This window comes from Diaphorobacter caeni (assembly GCF_015354245.1).
Lineage (GTDB): Bacteria > Pseudomonadota > Gammaproteobacteria > Burkholderiales > Burkholderiaceae_C > Diaphorobacter_A > Diaphorobacter_A caeni.
In genome coordinates this window covers 316,237-332,527 of the sequence record NZ_JADKYZ010000008.1, presented here as the reverse complement: position 1 = coordinate 332,527, position 16,291 = coordinate 316,237, and the positions used below count along the sequence as shown (strand labels likewise).

The following is a 16,291-nucleotide window of genomic DNA, read 5'->3' as shown; positions in this document are numbered from 1 at the left end:
TCACAAGGTCACCTTCAAGATGGCGCCTTCGCTGGCCGCCAGCAGTGTCTTGTCTGATGTCGCGTGCAGGCTGGTGATGTCATTGAGTGCGCCCGGCAGAGAGCCCAAGCGGACGCCGAGGTGAAAGGGTTTGCCGGAACCCGCAACCACCGTCATCCCTCCACCCGCATCCACGGCATGGATCAACATGCTGTGAGCCGGATAGCTGTCTTCCGAAGTCATGGCGACAAAGGCCTGACCGGACGGGGCAATCGCAAACTGCCTGTAGTTGCGTGCCGGCGTACCTGGATTCACAGGTGAGCGCCAGATCTCGATGGGTGCCGAGTTCGTCGCTTCAAAACGAAGGATCCGGTCGCCTGTGCCCAGATAGACACGCCCCTGTGCATCGGTGGCCAGCCGCCCACCCCAGTAGACGCGGGGATCGCTCAATCCGCCTTCCTGTACGCGCCCGGGCGTGCCAGCCATCGTGCTCACTTCGCCATGCTTGTCGATGCGCCGAATGGTGTTGCCGTAGCGGAAACGGTCCGCGGGCTGCATGATCACGACTTCCGATTCGGAGTCGGTCTCGGCCTTGGGAGCGTCGCCCACCCATAGGTTGCCGCTGGCATCGAATGCGAGGCTTCCAGGCACTGCGAAACGCGCCTGCGCGGCTGGGCCATCCGCAAACCCGACCTCGGCAGCAGCTCCGGCAAACACCTCAGCGCTGCCGTTGAAGCGTGCTCGCATGATGGCACTGCGATCGATGTAGTAGATGTCGCCGGCTTCATCGACCGCAATGGAGTCCATCAAGTGCGAGATGGCGGGTGCTTGAAACTCCAGCGTGGTGACCATGCCATTGGGCGCCACCTTGCGCACCACCAGCCTGGATGGAGCACCGCCGACTTCGGCCATGGGCTGGGCATGCAGCACGTAGAGATTCCCGGACTGGTCGGTGCAAGTGACCATGGCCCTGAACATGAAGCGCGCATCCGCTCCCTGACCGTCTCGAGACGCCGATTCCGCGTTCAATCCGACCCATGACGTCACTGTCCGCGTGGCGGGATGCACGCGCCGCAGCGCGGCGGCGTCTTCTGTGACCAGAAGATCGCCATCCGGCAGGCGCACCATGGATCGAGGCCGCGCAAAGCGTGCGCCATCTCCGGTTCCGTCCTTGGGCTGCGTGGCTTCCCAGGTCGTACCAGAGGTTCCAGCCACTCCGGCCACGGGATTTGCATTGCCGTGCATGTCCATGACAATGATGCGATTGTCCTGAATGGCGTAGAACCGGCCGGCATCTGCGGGGATGAGGTTGTACACGCCGAAGAGCGGCGTGAAGCCATCGTTCGGGCGTGTCAGGCTGGTGACGACGCCGTCCGGCGTGACCTTGCGGAAGTAGGCGCCATCCTTGGCCAGCAGTGTGCCATCCGGCATTGCCATGAGCTGGGAGAGGTCAAGGAACGTGGCTCCGCTGCCCTGACCATCGATCCAGGTGAAGTCGTTGGCCGAACGCGGCCTGCCCGCGATGGTGCTGATCTGCCCGCCGCGGGAGAGTCGGCGGATGGTCGTTTCCTGATCGCTCCCGATGTCCTGACCGTGATCGATGACATACAGGTTGCCATCAGCGTCGAAGACGGGAGAGCTTAAATGCCCCAACAAGGCGCTGGCACCGTCGCCGTCCTGACGGCCCAGCACGCCGGGCTTGCCCGCGACGACCTTCCATGTCTGTGCCGCGGCATCCACCAGTTGTGAAATGGTGGATGCGGCCACCATGAACCAACGGCCATCGGGGCTGGCGGCCAGTATGCCGCCCATCGTGTTTGCGTCCACCGGGGTGAAGCGCAACTGCGCGTCAGGCGTGATGCGGGCCATTGCGGAGTTCTGAAAGATCCAGACGTCCCCATCCGGTGCGACGGCCATGTTGGAGTTGCCCGTGGGCAGTCGTGCCGCCGCGCCTTGCCCTTCCATTTGACCAGTGCCACCCAGAGTTCCAGCGAGCAGCGCGATTCCGGACGATGCCGGGGCCGGGGCCGGTGCGGGCGCCGGGGCTGGTGGAGGCGCGGGTGCCGGAGGCGGGGACGCCTCCGAGTCCGATCCGCCTGAGCCGCCACATCCGCTCAACGCCAGCGTGCCAGCGCCGATCAGCGCGACGAATTTCCGTCGAGACGGTACCGATGGTGCGTCGCGGCCCTGCAATCCGTCATCCGCGTCGTTTGCTTCATGTCGATCCGGCATCTCGGCGTGGCTCCTCGTGGTGGATGGCATGGGCCGGACCATAGCATGCGAGGGCCGTGAGTCGCTCGGGGTTTTTGCCCCTCAGGTGGTCACCGGAAGGTGGCGCAATCCTGGCTCTGCGCCGCCGGCAGCACCCGCCCCGGATTCATGATTCCCTGCGGGTCCAGCGCGGCCTTGATCGCGCGCATCATCGACAGCGCCACGGGCGACTGGTACTTCTGCAGCTTGTCTACCTTGAGTGCTCCCACGCCGTGCTCTGCGGAGAAGGAGCCGCCGAACTTCGCCACGGCTTCGTAGACCAGATGGTTGACGTGGTCCTCGTGCTCCAGCATGAAGGCCTTGGGGTCGCCCTCGGTCGGAGCCTGCACGTTGTAGTGCAGATTGCCGTCGCCCAGATGGCCGAAATTCACGATGCGCACGCCCGGCAGCTCGCGCTGGAGCAGGGCGTCCGCGTATTCCACGTAGTCGGGAATGTGCGATGCGGCGACGGAAATGTCGTGCTTGATGTTCGGGCCTTCCTCGGCCTGCGCAAGCGGGATGCTTTCGCGGATGTGCCAGAGCTCATGCGCCTGCGCGAGGCTTTCCGCGACCACCGCATCGAGCACGCAGCCGTCCTCGAGGGCCTTTTCGAGCAGGCTCTCGAAGCGTTCGCGCGCATGGTGTTCGGACTCGCTGTCGGAGTTCTCGAGCAGCACGCAGTAGGGCGCGCCCTCCATGTCGGCAAACGGAATGCGCAGCTGAGGCATGTGGCGCGCGACGAAGCTCAGCGCGAACTGGCCCATGACCTCGAAGCCGGTCAGACCCGCTCCGAGCTGCTGGTGCGCGAGGCCGAGCAGCCGCACCGCGGCCTGCATCGACGGCACGGCGGCCCAGGCGGTGAGCTGCGCTGCGGGCTTGGGGTAGAGCTTCATCGTCGCGCCGGTGATCACGCCGAGCGTGCCCTCGCTGCCGATGAACAGATCGCGCAGGTCGTAGCCGGTGTTGTCCTTGCGCAGGCCCTTGAGCCCTTCCCAGATCTCGCCCTGGGCGGTGACCACCTCCAGCCCGAGGCACAGCTCGCGCGTGTTGCCGTAGCGCACCACCTGCGTGCCGCCCGCATTGGTGCCGAGGTTGCCGCCGATCGTGCAGCTGCCCTCGGCGGCGAGCGAGAGCGGGAAAAGAAAGCCTTCGCGATCCGCCGTTTCCTGCAGACTCTGCAGAATGCAGCCTGCATCCACGGTCATCGTGAGATTGGCATGGTCGATGTGGCGCACCGCGTTCATGCGGGTGAGACTCAGCACCACCTGCTGGCCGCTTTCGTCGGGGGTCGAGCCGACCGAGAGGCCGGTGTTTCCGCCCTGAGGAACGATGCTCGCCTTCTCATCGGCGCAGGCGCGGACGACGTCCGCCACCTCCTGCGTGCTGCCGGGCCGCACCACGGCCAGTGCCTTGCCGCGCACGCGGCGGCGCCAGTCCTGTTCGTAGGCGATCAGATCTCCTCCGGTCAGTACATTGTTGGCGCCGACGATCTGGCGCAGGCGGTCGAGGAGTGCAGTGGATGGCATGTGAGGATTCCCGTGTCGGAGCGAGCGGCGCCACAATGGTCCGCCGTCTCGATCCGTTGAATTTAGTCGGCGGGCTTTGGCATGGCAATGGTGGGGTGATTCATCGGGCTCATCGGGCCGCGTGTGCAGACTGGCGCACCGATTTCTGACGCAGCCGCACGTGCAGCGCGCAGGCCGTGAACAGCAGCAGACACAGCGCGATCTCGATCATCGCGAGCCAGTTGCCCGGAGCCTTGTCGCTCCACGCACGCACCACGCCTTCAGTGAAATACAGCCACACCACCAGACTGACCCAGCGGTAGGTGTACATGCGGCGCTTGAGCAATCCGGCCAGCGGAACGCACAGCGGCAGCGCCTTGAGCACCAGCCACGAGCCGCCCGGGCGCAGCGGAGCGAGCCACAACTCCCACAGCACGCTCAGCACGATCAGGCCCAGCAGACTGCCCACAGCGAGCCAGCGGGTGAGCGCCACATCGCCCTGGACGGTGAGGGGCGCGGCGGAGTCATTCGGGGCGGATGCAGTCATGAGGGCGAGCGAAGGAGGGTTCGTTAAGATGGGCGTTCACGGCCATCATCGGGTGGCTGCAGCAATCGCTCCAACCAACCTGCCATCATAGCCACCATGAGTCTGCGTTTTTCGTCCATTCTTGCGCGCCTCGAAGTCTGGGTCGAAGAACTCTCGCACTTTCCGTGGGGCACCACGGCGCACACCTTGCGCGAACGCTTTCGCGAGGACCGGCTGGGGCTCACAGCCAGCAGCCTGACCTTCACCACGCTGCTCGCGCTCGTGCCGTTCGTGACCGTCGCGCTGGCCGTCTTCACCGCGTTTCCGATGTTCGGAAAGATGCAGGAGTTGTTGCAGCGCTGGCTGGTCGACAGTCTGATCCCCGACACCATCGCGCGCTCGGTGCTCGACTACCTCACGCAGTTCTCGGCCAAGGCCAGCGGGCTCGGGGCGGTGGGCCTGAGCATTCTGTTCATCACCGCGCTGGCGCTGATTCTCACGATTGACCGCACGCTCAACAACATCTGGCGCGTGCCCAAGCTCAGGCCGCTGGGCCAGCGCGTGCTGATCTACTGGGCCGCGATCACGCTGGGTCCGCTGCTGCTGGCCATCAGCCTCACGCTCACCACGTCGATGGCTTCGGCGGCCTCGCGTGGCATCGGGCAGGCGCTGCCGCAGAGCACGCGCTTCATCTTTGACTCCATCGAATTCGTGCTGCTGGCAGCCGGCATGGCGGGGCTGTACCGCTATGTGCCCAACACGCTGGTGCACTGGCGGCATGCGTGGGCGGGCGGCATCTTCGTGTCGATCGGCATCGAAGTGGCGAAGAAGGTGCTGGGGCTGTACCTGTCGTCGGTGCCCACTTACTCCGTCCTCTACGGCACGTTCGCCACGCTGCCGATTCTGCTGCTGTGGATCTACGTGGCCTGGGTGATCGTGCTGCTCGGAGCGGTGGTCGCCGCATATCTGCCGAGCCTGCTGGCCGGTGTCGCGCGGCGGGCCGGTGGGCCGGGCTGGAACTTCCTGCTGGCGGTGGAACTGCTGCAGCAACTGCATGCGCAGCGCGGCAGCCCTCCCCATGGACTCACGGCATCACAGGTCGCGCAGCGGCTGGGGGTGGAGCCCCTGCAACTGGTTCCAGCGCTCGATGCATTGACCGCGCTGGACTGGGTCGTGCAGGTGAACGAAACCGCCGCAGGCGATTCCGACGATGCCGATGCGCGCTATGTGCTGGTGGCGGATCCTGTGAGCACGCTTCTGCAGCCACTGGTGGAGCGGCTGCTGATCGAACGCACCGACACGCTGGAGCGTTACTGGAGCAACACCGGCATGGAAGTCATCAAGCTGGCGGACGTGCTGCCGCGCGAGACGGCGCTGAAGGTCAGTTCCTGATCGACGCCGCGGCCGCGCTGCCGTTGAGCACCGCGCCCTCAAGCGTTGCGGGATAGGGCCCATCGACATAGTCGCCACAGGCCAGCAGCCCGGGTGCGATCCGCATGGCGGGGCGCTTGAGGCCCGGTGTGCAGGCAAACGTCGCGCGCTTTTCCACCACGGTCTGGATGTGCTCCAGATCGTGCAGACCCAGTTGCTCCGCCGCCTGCAGCATCACCTGCTGAAGCAAGGCGTCGCGCTCGCCGTCGAATGCACTGACGACAAAGGCCAGCACGCCGGAATCGCCATACAGCTGAAAGCGATCGAACACGAATTGTGCGGGGCGCGTCGCGCTGGAACGCAGCGCCGTCATCGGGTGGGTGAGCAGCGGCTGGTCACGGCCCGTGCCCACCCGCAGGTAGACGGTGGCGATTGCCCCGAACTGCAGCGCCTGCGCGCAGGCCGCCCAGTCGCGCATGGCGTGATCATCGGGCGTGGCTGCGCTCGCCACCAGCCGCGCCGTTTCAGCGCTGGGCGTGGCCAGCAGCACGGCGTCGAACGGCTGGCCATCCACCAGCCAGCCCGCGCCATCGCGCTGAAGCACGCGCACGCGCCTGCCCAGTTGCACGTCCGCCGATCCGCGCGCCAGCAACCAGCTGCACGCGGCCTGCGGAAACAGTGCGCCCATATTCATGCGCGGCAGCAGCAGGTTTGAGCCGCCACGCCCGCTGAACAGGCTGTCGCGCAGCACGCGCAAAAACACTTGTCCGCTTGAGTCGACCGCCAGCGTGTTGAGCGCCGACACGCACAGCGGATCGATGAACTCGTCCATGAGCCGCTTCGGCAGCCCCGCGCAGAGGTCGGCCACGCTGGCCGATGCGCTGCATCGAAAGCCCTGCAGACGCCACTTGGCGGCACGCATCAGCAGGGCCAATTTCTCCCGAGCCGACCAGCCGCGCGCGCGCGCAATGCCGAGCAGCGCGTCAAACGGAGGTGCCGCATCCGGCAACTGCAGACCGCCACCATCGGGAAACACCAGTGCCAGCGGCGTGCGCAGCAGCGCCTTGTCTGGATCGACTCCGACCTTGCGCATCAGCCGCAGGCATTCGGCATACGCGCCGATGAGGATGTGCTGACCGTTGTCGAGCACCAGAGGCTTGCTGCTGAGTGCATCGTCGACCTGCACGGCCCGCGCCCGGCCGCCCGGTGTACGTGCTGCCTCGAAAACGGTGACCTGATGGCCCGCCTCGGCCACACCCACGGCTGCGGCCATGCCGGCCCAGCCCGCGCCGATCACCGCAATCCGCTTCACTGCATTTTTCGTGGGAATGGACACCGCTTACATGCGCCCCAGCGCCTGCATCTTCCATGCGAGCCACAGCTTGCGCAGCGGCGTGAGACTGATGCGCTGGTGCAGCACCTTGAAGTCTTCACTTTCGATCTCGCGCAGCAGCGTGCGGTAGATGCTCGCCATCATCAGGCCGGGCTTCTGCGCGCGGCGGTCGGCGCCAGGCAGCATCGCCAGCGCCTCGTCGTAGAGTTGATGCGCGCGTTCGGCCTGAAAGCGCATCAGTTTCGTGAAGTTCTCGGAATACTTGCGGTTGGTGATCTCGTGCGCCTTCACGTCGAACTGCTGCAGCTCGGACACCGGCAGGTAGATGCGGCCCATCATCGCGTCCTCGCCCACGTCGCGGATGATGTTGGTGAGCTGGAACGCAAGGCCCAGTTTGTGTGCGTATTCCGTCGTCTTGGGATCGGACTGGCCGAAGATCTTGGCCGACACCTCGCCCACGACCCCCGCGACCAGATGGCAGTAGCGCTGCAGACCGGGAAAATCGAGATAGCGGGTCTGCTCCAGATCCATCTGGCAGCCTTGGATGATGGCCTGAAACTGCCGCTCTTCCAGACCGTAGGCCGGCACGTGCGGCATCATCGCCAGCATCACAGGATGGGTGGGCTTCCCGGCGAAGGCCTGACTGACCTCCGCCTGCCACCACGCGAGCTTGGTGCGCGCGACGCCGGGGTCGGAGACTTCGTCGACCACGTCATCGACCTCACGGCAGAAGGCGTAGAAGGCGGTGATGGCGGCGCGTCGCTGTGCCGGGAGGAACAGAAAGGCGTAGTAAAAACTGCTGCCTGAGCTGGCGGCTTTTTGTTGGACGTACTGTTCCGGGTTCATATTCTTGGGATTGTCCCATGGACGTGGGGGTGAATTTCTTTTGTGGTGTTTTCTTGGGTTTGATGCTGTTTTGAGGGTGGAGGCCGGGAGTTCCGCCCGGCGGCGGAGTCACTTTTTGCTTGCGCGCAAAAAGTAACCCAAAACGCGCTTTTCAATACCCGCGGCAGAACTCGCTTTGCGCTTCGCGCGCCGCTCGGACAACCGCCGCGAGCTAGATATTCACTCGGAGGTGTGTTCGGCACTTTGCTTCGCTCGTGCCGGGCATCTCGCGACTTCGCGAGATGCGGGTGCGCCAGCGCTGCGCGATTTTGATTGGCTCGTTGGATCAACGTCGCTCAAAAGAGCAGTGGGCATGGGTGGCCCAACCCAACTTTGCAAACGCCCCGGCACGAGCGAAGCAAAGTGCCGCAACCTCCTCTTGGTTAGACACTGACTCGCGGCGGTTGTTAGAACGGAGCGACGCAGTCGCGCAGTGAGTTCTGCCGCGTGCCCCCGAATCCCAAAGCGCATTTTTGGTGACTTTTTGGGCAAGACCAAAAAGTTACTGCCCCGCCGGGGGCAGTCCCGGCCTCCGCCCTCAAAACAACAGCAAGGGCAAAAAAAGCAGCCCACCGCAACCAGCGCTTCAAGATAAGCACAGTCCAACGCCCATGCCCCCAATGAAATAGTCGGGGGTAAGCAAGGGGCTCCGGCCCTCAAAGAGCGGAAATGTTTGATTTCCCCATCGTCATCAAACCGCCTCGTGTTTGTCACGTCCCTGTCTCTTCGCATCCCCACCATGCAATGTCATGAAACGCGAAGATGCTTTGCTGAATGCTTGGAAATCCTCGTCGGCCATGCCGCCCGATGCACAGGGCGACCTGTTCGAGGCGTCGCGGCCGCCGCAGCGGTTCAGGACGTTGTGGATTTCGGATCTGCATCTGGGCACGCCCGGATGTCAGGCCGCCGCGCTGCTGGATTTTCTCAGGCACACCGAGTGCGAGACGCTGTTTCTGGTGGGCGACATCATTGATGGCTGGCAACTGCGTCGGCAGTGGTATTGGCCGCAGGCGCACAACGATGTCGTGCAGAAACTGCTGCGCAAGGCGCGCAAGGGTACGCGGGTGATCTTCATTCCGGGGAACCATGACGAGTTCGCGCGGCGGTATCTGCAGTTGGATTTTGGTGGCGTGCATGTGGCCGAGGACTGGATTCACGAAACCGCCGATGGCCGCAAGCTGTGGGTGATTCACGGCGATCTGTTCGATGGCGTGATCCAGTGCGCGAAGTGGTTGGCCTATGTGGGTGATTCGCTCTACGAATTCACGCTCAAGCTCAACCGGTATCTGAACTCGCTGCGCGCGCGCATGGGGCTGCCGTACTGGTCGCTGTCCAAATACCTCAAGCTGAAGGTCAAGCGCGCGGTGAACTACGTGGGCGACTTTGAAAACGCCGTAGCGCGCGAGGCGGGCAAGCGTGGGCTGCAGGGCGTCATCTGTGGGCATATCCATCACGCCGAGATGCGCGACATCGACGGCATTCTGTATGCCAACGATGGTGACTGGGTGGAGAGCCTCACCGCGTTGGCCGAGCATGCGGACGGCAGGCTCGAGATCATCCAGTGGGCCGATGAGATGAAAACCGCTGCTGCAGCGGCTGCTGCTGCGTCTGCGCGCAAAGGTCAGGCAACTGGTGAGGAGGTGCTGCATGAAGATGATGAATCCGCAACCGTTGTCACCGTCACTACCGTCTGACATGCCGGTCGTCGAACTCGTTTATTTCAACGCGGGCGGTGGCCACCGCGCCTCGTCGCTGGCGCTGGAGTCGGCGATTGAGCGCGCGGGGCTGGGCTGGAAGGTCAAGCGCACGCATCTGTTCGAGGTGCTCGATCCGAACGCGCGCTTTCGGCACTGGACGGGCATGGAGCCCGAGGATGTCTACAACAAGCGATTGGCGCGCGGCTGGACGCTGGGGCTGTCGCAGGAGCTGCGGGTGCTGCAGCAGATGATCCGCTTCGGCCATCGCTCGCTGGTGCAGTCGCTCACGGCCTATTGGCGCGAGCAGGCTCCGGCGATGGTGGTGTCGTTGATCCCGAACTTCAACCGCGCCATGGCCGATGCACTCTCCGCCGCGCAACCGGCGAGCCCGTTCGTCACCGTGATGACCGACCTCGCGGATTGCCCGCCGCGCTTCTGGGCGGAGCCCCAATCGCAGCAGCTTCTCGTGTGCGGATCGCCCTATGCGCTGGCGCAGGCGCGCGCTGCGGGCATGGCGCCGCATCGGGTGTGGGGTGTGTCGGGCATGCTGCTCGGTGAACAGTTCCATGACGTGGCTCCCGTGGACCGCGATGCGGAGCGCGCGGCGCTGGGGCTGGATCCGTCGCGGCCCGTGGGGCTGGTGCTGTTCGGCTCGGAAGGTTCGAGGGCCATGCTGCCGATCGCGCGGCGATTGACGGACACGCAGCTGATTCTGGTCTGCGGGCGCAATGAAGAACTCGCAACGGCCCTGCGCGCCGTGAAGCGCAACGCGCCCACCGTCGTGCTGGGCTACACGCGCGAGATGGCGCGCTGCATGCAGCTCGCGGACTTCTTCATCGGCAAGCCCGGCAGCGGCAGCCTGAGCGAGGCCGTGCACATGGGCCTGCCGCCCATCGTCGTGCGCAATGCGTGGACGATGCCTCAAGAGCGCTATTGCACGGACTGGGTGAAGGATCACGGGTTGGGGCTGGTGCAACCGAGCTACCGGCACATCGATCTGGCGGTGGCGCAACTGCTGTCGCGCATCGATCAGCACAGGAGCGCAACGGCGCGCATGCAGTGCCGCGCAGCCCAGCAGGTGCCGCAGGTGCTCGCGCAGATACTGGAGAAAAATGCCCAATGCGGGGGCATGAAAAAGGCGGCCTGAACCGGAGTTCAGCCGCCTTGCGCAATCAACTCAGATGACGATCAGCGGGCCTTGCTCACCGCGATGTTCCACAGCGCGACCAGCTGCTCATACTCTGCCGAAGCGGCTTCCTGATTCAAAGGGAAGATCTTGATGGACTTCAGATCGGGCAGCGACGTGAGCTTGGAGACCTGGATGTCGGTGCGTGTCGGGCGGCGGAAGTTCTTGGTGAGTTCCGCTTCCTGCACTTCCTTGCTCATCAGCGCGTTGTACAGCGTCTTGGCGGCGTCCATGTTCTTCGCGCCCTTCACGATGAACATGCCTTCGGGAGCGAGGTAGCTGCCTTCGCTTGGGTAGACCAGCTTGATCTCCTTCTGACCGCCGGCCACGTATTCCTGCGCGGCGTATTCGATGGTCAGACCCACGGGGTACTCGCCCGATGCCACGCCCTTGTAGGTGGTGCCCGACGACGATGTGACCACCGCATTCGCAGCGATCTTCTCGAGACCGTCCTTGCCGAATTGCTTGAGCAGACCGTAGACCAGCATGTAAGCCGTTGCGCTCTTGCTGGGATCGGTGATCGCGAACTTGCCCTTCCATTCGGGCTTCATCAGATCGGACCAGGTCTTGGGCGCTGCAGCGCCCTTGAGCTGGCGCTCGTTGACCATCATGACCATCACGTGCACGTTGGTGCCGACCCACAGGTCATTCGGGCCACGGAATTCGGCCGGAATATGCTCAAGGCCCGGGCCCTTGTAGGGCTGCAGCAGGTCCTTGTACGCACCCAGCGTGCCGAAGCCGCCGCTCCAGAGCACGTCGCCGCGCGGGTTCTTGGCTTCGGCCTGGATGCGCTTCATCAGCGAGCCCGTGCCGCCCGTGACCTGCTGCACTTTGAGGTTGGGCGCAGTCTTCTTCACCACGTCGAGCGCAGTCTCGATGGTCTCGGTATTGTTTGACGAATACAGCACCACGGTCTGCGCGTGGGCCATGCTGGCGACGAGGCCGAGGGCCGCGAGAGTGGTTTGGAAAATGGCTTTGAATTTCATGGCCTCGCTCCTGTGTTGTGGATGAAAAATGAAAGGGCTTATTTGCTTGAGAAAAGGTTGATGCGGAAGACCTTGATCGACACGAAGATCGGCACCAGGATCACCGTCACCAGTGCGGCGCCGTAGGCCGATGCGAGGCCGAGCCGTCCACCGTCGACCTGTCGGAAGATGGCGATCGGCATGGTCTCGAGACCGCCGCTGTAGACCACGACGGAGGCCGACAGTTCGGAGATCGTCGTCACCCACATGAGGATGGCTGCCGAGATCAGCGAGGCCTTCATCGCGGGCAGGATCACCTTGAAGAAGGTCATCAGCGGAGACACGCCAAGGCTGATCGAGGCCTCTTCAATGGACTCCGGAATGTTGAACAGCGTCGATGTCGCATTGCGTACCGCGAACGGCAGGCGGCGCACGGCGTAGGCCAGCACCATGATGCCCGATGTGCCTGCAAGCACCAGCCAGCCGGTGTTGAAAGTCTGCACCAGCGCGATGCCGAGCACCGTGCCGGAGATGGTCAGCGGCAGCACGACGATGTAGTCGAGCAGCTGCGTGGCGGCGTTGCGCTTCTTGATGGTGAGGTAGCTCACCAGCACCGCGAACGCGACGCCGACTACGGTGGCGATCGACGAGAACTGCAGCGAGTTGATGATCGGCTCGGGCGCATGGCGGATGGCGCGCGTGAGGCTGTCGAGCGACCATGAACCCCAGCGCATCACCGGACCGCTGGTCTCGGTGAAGGCAGCGATGAACACCACGATCAGCGGCAGCAGCGACGCGAGAATGATGATGCCCACCGAGCTGGTGAACAGCGCGGAGGCCCACGAGCGCACGCGCTCCGGCACGGGGGCGCGGCCTTGCGTCATGGTGTAGATCTTGCGTTCGACCACACGTTTTTGCACGAACAGCACGACCGCCACGATGGCGATGGACACCACCGACATCGCGCTCTGCAGCGCGGGGCTGCCGCCCATCTCGCTCACGAAGGTGTTGTAGGTCATCACCGAGAGCAGCGGCACGCGGCTGCCCAGCAGCATGGACAGCGCGAAGTTGCCCACGACCAGCGTGAACACCACGAGCGCATTCACCAGCACGGCGGGCAGCATCACCGGCACCAGCACGCGCCATTTGGTGACCAGCGGCGAGGTGCCAAGGCTCAGGCCCGCTTCTTCCAGCGATCCGTCAAAGCCGCGCAGCGCGGCCAGCACGCCGAGGTAGATGTAGGTGTAGTACACCAGCGTCATCGAGAAGATCATGCCCGTCCAGCCGTAGAACGAGGGCAGCTCGATGCCGTGGTCGGCGAAGAAGTTGGTGAGCAGGCCGTTGTTGCCGAGCACCAGCAGCCAGGACTGGCCGACGATGATTTCGGGAATCACGATGGTGAGGATGGGCAGCACGGCCACCAGATTCTTGAGCGGAAACTCGTAGCGCGCGACCATGTACGCGAACGGCACGCCGATGAGCACCGTGCAGAAGGTGACGCTGACGCCGAGGATCAGCGTGTTCCAGAAGGCCTTCACGTACTCGCTGTCGTCCATCAGCTGAACGAAGGCCTGCAGCGAGAAGCCGCCTTCGTCGTTGAGCACGCTGTTGCTGAACAGGGTGCCCAGCGGATAGAGCACGAAGAAGCCGAGCAGGACCAGACACACGAGCGTCAGGAATCCCCAGGGCCACCATTTGATTTTCATGATGCAGCTCCCCGCTCAGGCCGCGACCACGCGGCAGTCGATGGGCACGAGCACCTGCACCTTGTCGCCCGCATGGAAGTCGGCGACGGTGTTGCCCGCATGCAGTTCGACGCGGATTTCGGGGCCGGCGTCGAGCTGGATGCGGTAGGCGGTCTTGAAGCCGAGGTACTGGCGGCGGATGACCTGGCCGAGCACGGCGTTGGGCACGTGCGGGGCCGGGGCCATGAGCGACAGGTCTTCAGGCCGGGCGATCAGCACGCCCTTGGCGCCGATCTGCTGGCCGCCGTCGAGCACGCCGTCGAGCGAGCGACCGGCGAGTTCGTAGCGCAGGTGCGAGGGGTTGCCCGAGGCGACCGGCTGGGTGGTCACCGGCAGCACGTTGGCCGAGCCGATGAAGTCGGCCACGTAGGAGTTGACGGGCGTGCCGTAGAGTTCCTCGGGCGTGCCGAGCTGCGCGATGCGGCCACGGTCCATGATGGCGATGCGGTCCGACATGGCGAGCGCTTCTTCCTGATCGTGCGTGACGAACACGGTGGTGATGCCGGCCTCGCGTACGAGGTCAAGGATCACGTCGCGCATCTGCAGGCGCATTTTGGCGTCGAGGTTGGACAGCGGCTCGTCCATCAGCAGCACGCGCGGGCGGATCACGAGAGCCCGGGCAAGTGCCACGCGCTGGCGCTGGCCGCCGCTCATCTGCGCGGGATAGCGGTCGGCGAGCTGGCCGAGGCCGACTTTCTCGAGCGCCTCGGTCACGCGGCGGGCGATCTCGGGCTTGGCTACCTTGCGTGCGCGCAGTCCGTAGGCGACGTTGTCGAACGCGGTCTTGTCAGGAAACAGCGCGTAGTCCTGAAACACCATGCCGATGTCGCGGTGGTGGGTGGACACGCGGGTCACGTCGTCCTTGTCGAACAGCAGCCGACCGGCGTCGGGCTCGTAGAAGCCCGCGATGCAGCGCAGCAGCGTGGTCTTGCCGCAGCCGCTGGGGCCCAGCAGCGTGTAGAACGCGCCGTCGGGGATATGCAGGGAAAGGCTCTGCAGCACGGTGTTGCCGCTGAACTGCTTGACGATGCCGTCGATGGTGATGGATGCCATGTTTCTAACCAGCTTTTCACGGGATCGTTCCCGCAAATCGATGATAGGAAGGTGCGCCCCGGTGAGCCAGCGCTAATTTTTAAGGGTTGCCGTTAGTTTTTCTTATGGCTCAGTCCACTAAGATGGTTTGGTTGTCATCAATTTGTCACATTTGTGCATGGTCAAACGCACGCTGCCACCGCTCAAGACGCTTCGTGCCTTCGAAGCGGCGGCGCGCCATGCCAATTTCACGGCGGCCGCCGATGAGTTGAGCATCACCCACAGCGCGGTGAGCCAACAGATCCGCCTGCTTGAGGAGTTTCTCGACGGTCCTCTGTTCGCGCGCGAGGCGCGCGGGGTGGTGCTGCTGCCGCACGCGCGCGAGTATTTCCTTGAGGTGCAGACGTGCCTTGACCGCATCTCGGCCGCCACGCAGACCGTCAAGTCACCGCATGCGCCGCGCATTCTGCGGGTCTGCACCACGCCCTCGCTCGCGATGAAGTGGCTGATTCCGCGCCTCGCCGATTTTCAGGACTGGGAGCCGCGCGTCGACGTGCAGCTGTCCACCGTCAACAGCCGCTTCATCGAACAGGCCGACGCGGCCAACGATGTGCTGATCATGCGCTGGCCGCTGCAGCGCGCCGAGCAGACCTGCGTGCGCTTTCTCGACGATTTTCTGGTGCCGGTGGCTTCGCCGCGCTTCATCAAGAAGCAAGGCGTGAGAAAGCCTGCCGACTGCCTCGGGCTGCCGCTCCTGCAGGTCAGCGGCTGCATGGACGATTGGCCGCACTGGTTCGGGCTCACGGGGCTGGAGGTGCCGCCGCAGTTGCCCGGGCCGGTGTTCGATCACCATTTTCTGAGCGCGCAGGCGGCGATGAACGATCTGGGCATCGCGCTCGCGCCGTGGTGTCTGGTGGAAGACGACATTCAGAGCGGGCGACTGCAGCTGCCGTTCGATCAGCCACGGTTGACCGGCGCGGGGCTGTATGCGCTCTTCAAGACCGAGAACCCGGTGGCGGCCACCGCACGCCGGTTCGTGGATTGGCTTGGCACGCAGAAGGGCGGTCAGACGTGAGCGGGATACATGGGCATTGGACACCGGTGGGCGATCCGGCGGATGGGCTGCTGGTGCGCGGCGTGAAGCCGCCGCTGGTTCTGAGCGATTTCCGCGTGATCGCGTTCGACATGGACTCGACGCTGATCGCCTCGGAAACCGTGAACGAGCTGGCCGAACTCACGGGCCACAAGGAGCAGATCGAGGCGATGACGCGCGCGGCCATGCAGGGCGCGCATGTCGACTTTGCCGAGAACCTGCGCGCGCGGCTGGCGCTGCTCAAGGGGGTGCCCGAGATCCTGCTCGCCAAGGTGCGCGACGAACACATGCCGATCACCAACGGCGCGCGCAAGCTGCTGGCCGCGTGTCAGTCGCACGGACTGCATTGCGTGCTGATCACGGGCGGCTTCACCTACTTTGCGGATGCGCTGATCGGGCGTCTCGGGCTCGACGAGATCCACGCGAACGTGCTCGAGATCGAGGGCGGCCTGTTCACGGGCAGGGTGGCACCCCAGCCTGGCAAGCGGTTCGTGGATGCCATCGGCAAGCGCGAGCGGCTGCAGGAGGTCTGCGCACGCTTGGGCGTGAGCATGCAGCAGGCGATTGCGGTGGGCGATGGCGCGAACGATGTGCCGATGCTGGAGGCTGCGGGGCTCGGTGTGGCCTTTCACGGCAAGCCGGTGCTGCATGATGCGGCCAATGTGCGCATCGATCGGGGAGGGCTGGACCGGCTGCTGGCATTGTTTGCGGCGGACTGATCAGG

Annotated in this window: 13 protein-coding genes; 5 read left to right on the top strand and 8 right to left on the bottom strand. The window is 64.5% G+C overall.

What is annotated here, in order from left to right:
- The 3 genes from ISG32_RS20375 to ISG32_RS20365 form a co-directional block, all read right to left on the bottom strand.
- Complete coding sequence (locus ISG32_RS20375) at positions 1–2,211, bottom strand: NHL repeat-containing protein (RefSeq protein WP_194772828.1); 2,211 nt, start codon at positions 2,209–2,211, stop codon at positions 1–3.
- A gap of 89 nt (positions 2,212–2,300) precedes the next feature.
- Complete coding sequence (locus tag ISG32_RS20370) at positions 2,301–3,755, bottom strand: FAD-binding oxidoreductase (protein ID WP_194772827.1); 1,455 nt, start codon at positions 3,753–3,755, stop codon at positions 2,301–2,303.
- A 109-nt stretch (positions 3,756–3,864) separates the two neighbouring features.
- Positions 3,865–4,281, bottom strand: coding sequence for a DUF2069 domain-containing protein (locus ISG32_RS20365; protein WP_194772826.1), 417 nt, complete (start codon positions 4,279–4,281; stop codon positions 3,865–3,867).
- 96 nt (positions 4,282–4,377) lie between these two features.
- Here ISG32_RS20365 and ISG32_RS20360 point away from each other — a divergent pair, with 96 nt between their 5' ends.
- The gene (locus ISG32_RS20360) at positions 4,378–5,652 is read left to right on the top strand and encodes a YihY family inner membrane protein (RefSeq protein WP_194772825.1); all 1,275 of its coding nucleotides are present in this window, start codon (positions 4,378–4,380) and stop codon (positions 5,650–5,652) included.
- Here the strand turns inward: ISG32_RS20360 and hpnE are convergent.
- Positions 5,642–6,943 (bottom strand): hydroxysqualene dehydroxylase HpnE, encoded by a 1,302-nt coding sequence (gene hpnE, locus ISG32_RS20355; RefSeq protein ID WP_323745968.1) that lies wholly within the window; start codon positions 6,941–6,943, stop codon positions 5,642–5,644. The two genes, ISG32_RS20360 and hpnE, sit on opposite strands and share 11 nt — an antisense overlap.
- Positions 6,944–6,970: 27 nt before the next feature.
- Entirely contained in the window at positions 6,971–7,810 is an 840-nt protein-coding gene (gene hpnD, locus ISG32_RS20350) for a presqualene diphosphate synthase HpnD (RefSeq protein WP_194772824.1), read from the bottom strand.
- A gap of 788 nt (positions 7,811–8,598) precedes the next feature.
- On the opposite strand from hpnD, the gene ISG32_RS20345 reads away from it, so the two are divergent.
- Both ISG32_RS20345 and ISG32_RS20340 read left to right on the top strand, forming a co-directional pair.
- The gene (locus ISG32_RS20345) at positions 8,599–9,543 is read left to right on the top strand and encodes a UDP-2,3-diacylglucosamine diphosphatase (RefSeq protein WP_194772823.1); all 945 of its coding nucleotides are present in this window, start codon (positions 8,599–8,601) and stop codon (positions 9,541–9,543) included.
- Positions 9,497–10,693, top strand: a complete 1,197-nt coding sequence (locus ISG32_RS20340; protein ID WP_228529961.1) for a glycosyltransferase — start codon at positions 9,497–9,499, stop codon at positions 10,691–10,693. Before ISG32_RS20345 ends, ISG32_RS20340 begins: the two co-directional genes overlap by 47 nt.
- A 41-nt stretch (positions 10,694–10,734) precedes the next feature.
- Here the strand turns inward: ISG32_RS20340 and ISG32_RS20335 are convergent, their stop codons facing one another.
- The 3 genes from ISG32_RS20335 to ISG32_RS20325 are packed head-to-tail and all read right to left on the bottom strand — an operon-like array spanning position 10,735 to position 14,495.
- The gene (locus ISG32_RS20335; protein WP_194772822.1) at positions 10,735–11,718 is read right to left on the bottom strand and encodes an ABC transporter substrate-binding protein; all 984 of its coding nucleotides are present in this window, start codon (positions 11,716–11,718) and stop codon (positions 10,735–10,737) included.
- Between the two features lie 38 nt (positions 11,719–11,756).
- Positions 11,757–13,403 (bottom strand): ABC transporter permease, encoded by a 1,647-nt coding sequence (locus ISG32_RS20330; RefSeq protein WP_194772821.1) that lies wholly within the window; start codon positions 13,401–13,403, stop codon positions 11,757–11,759.
- A 15-nt stretch (positions 13,404–13,418) separates the two neighbouring features.
- On the bottom strand, positions 13,419–14,495 hold the full coding sequence (locus ISG32_RS20325) for an ABC transporter ATP-binding protein (RefSeq protein WP_194772820.1): 1,077 nt from the start codon (positions 14,493–14,495) through the stop codon (positions 13,419–13,421).
- Between the two features lie 157 nt (positions 14,496–14,652).
- Between ISG32_RS20325 and ISG32_RS20320 the strand changes: the two genes are divergently transcribed.
- Together ISG32_RS20320 and serB are read left to right on the top strand one after the other, a co-directional pair.
- The gene (locus ISG32_RS20320) at positions 14,653–15,549 is read left to right on the top strand and encodes a LysR substrate-binding domain-containing protein (RefSeq protein ID WP_194772819.1); all 897 of its coding nucleotides are present in this window, start codon (positions 14,653–14,655) and stop codon (positions 15,547–15,549) included.
- Positions 15,546–16,286 carry a phosphoserine phosphatase SerB gene (gene serB, locus ISG32_RS20315; RefSeq protein WP_323745967.1) on the top strand — a complete coding sequence of 247 codons (741 nt, stop codon included), beginning with the start codon at positions 15,546–15,548 and terminating at the stop codon, positions 16,284–16,286. Before ISG32_RS20320 ends, serB begins: the two co-directional genes overlap by 4 nt.
- The last annotated feature ends 5 nt before the right edge of the window (positions 16,287–16,291 follow it).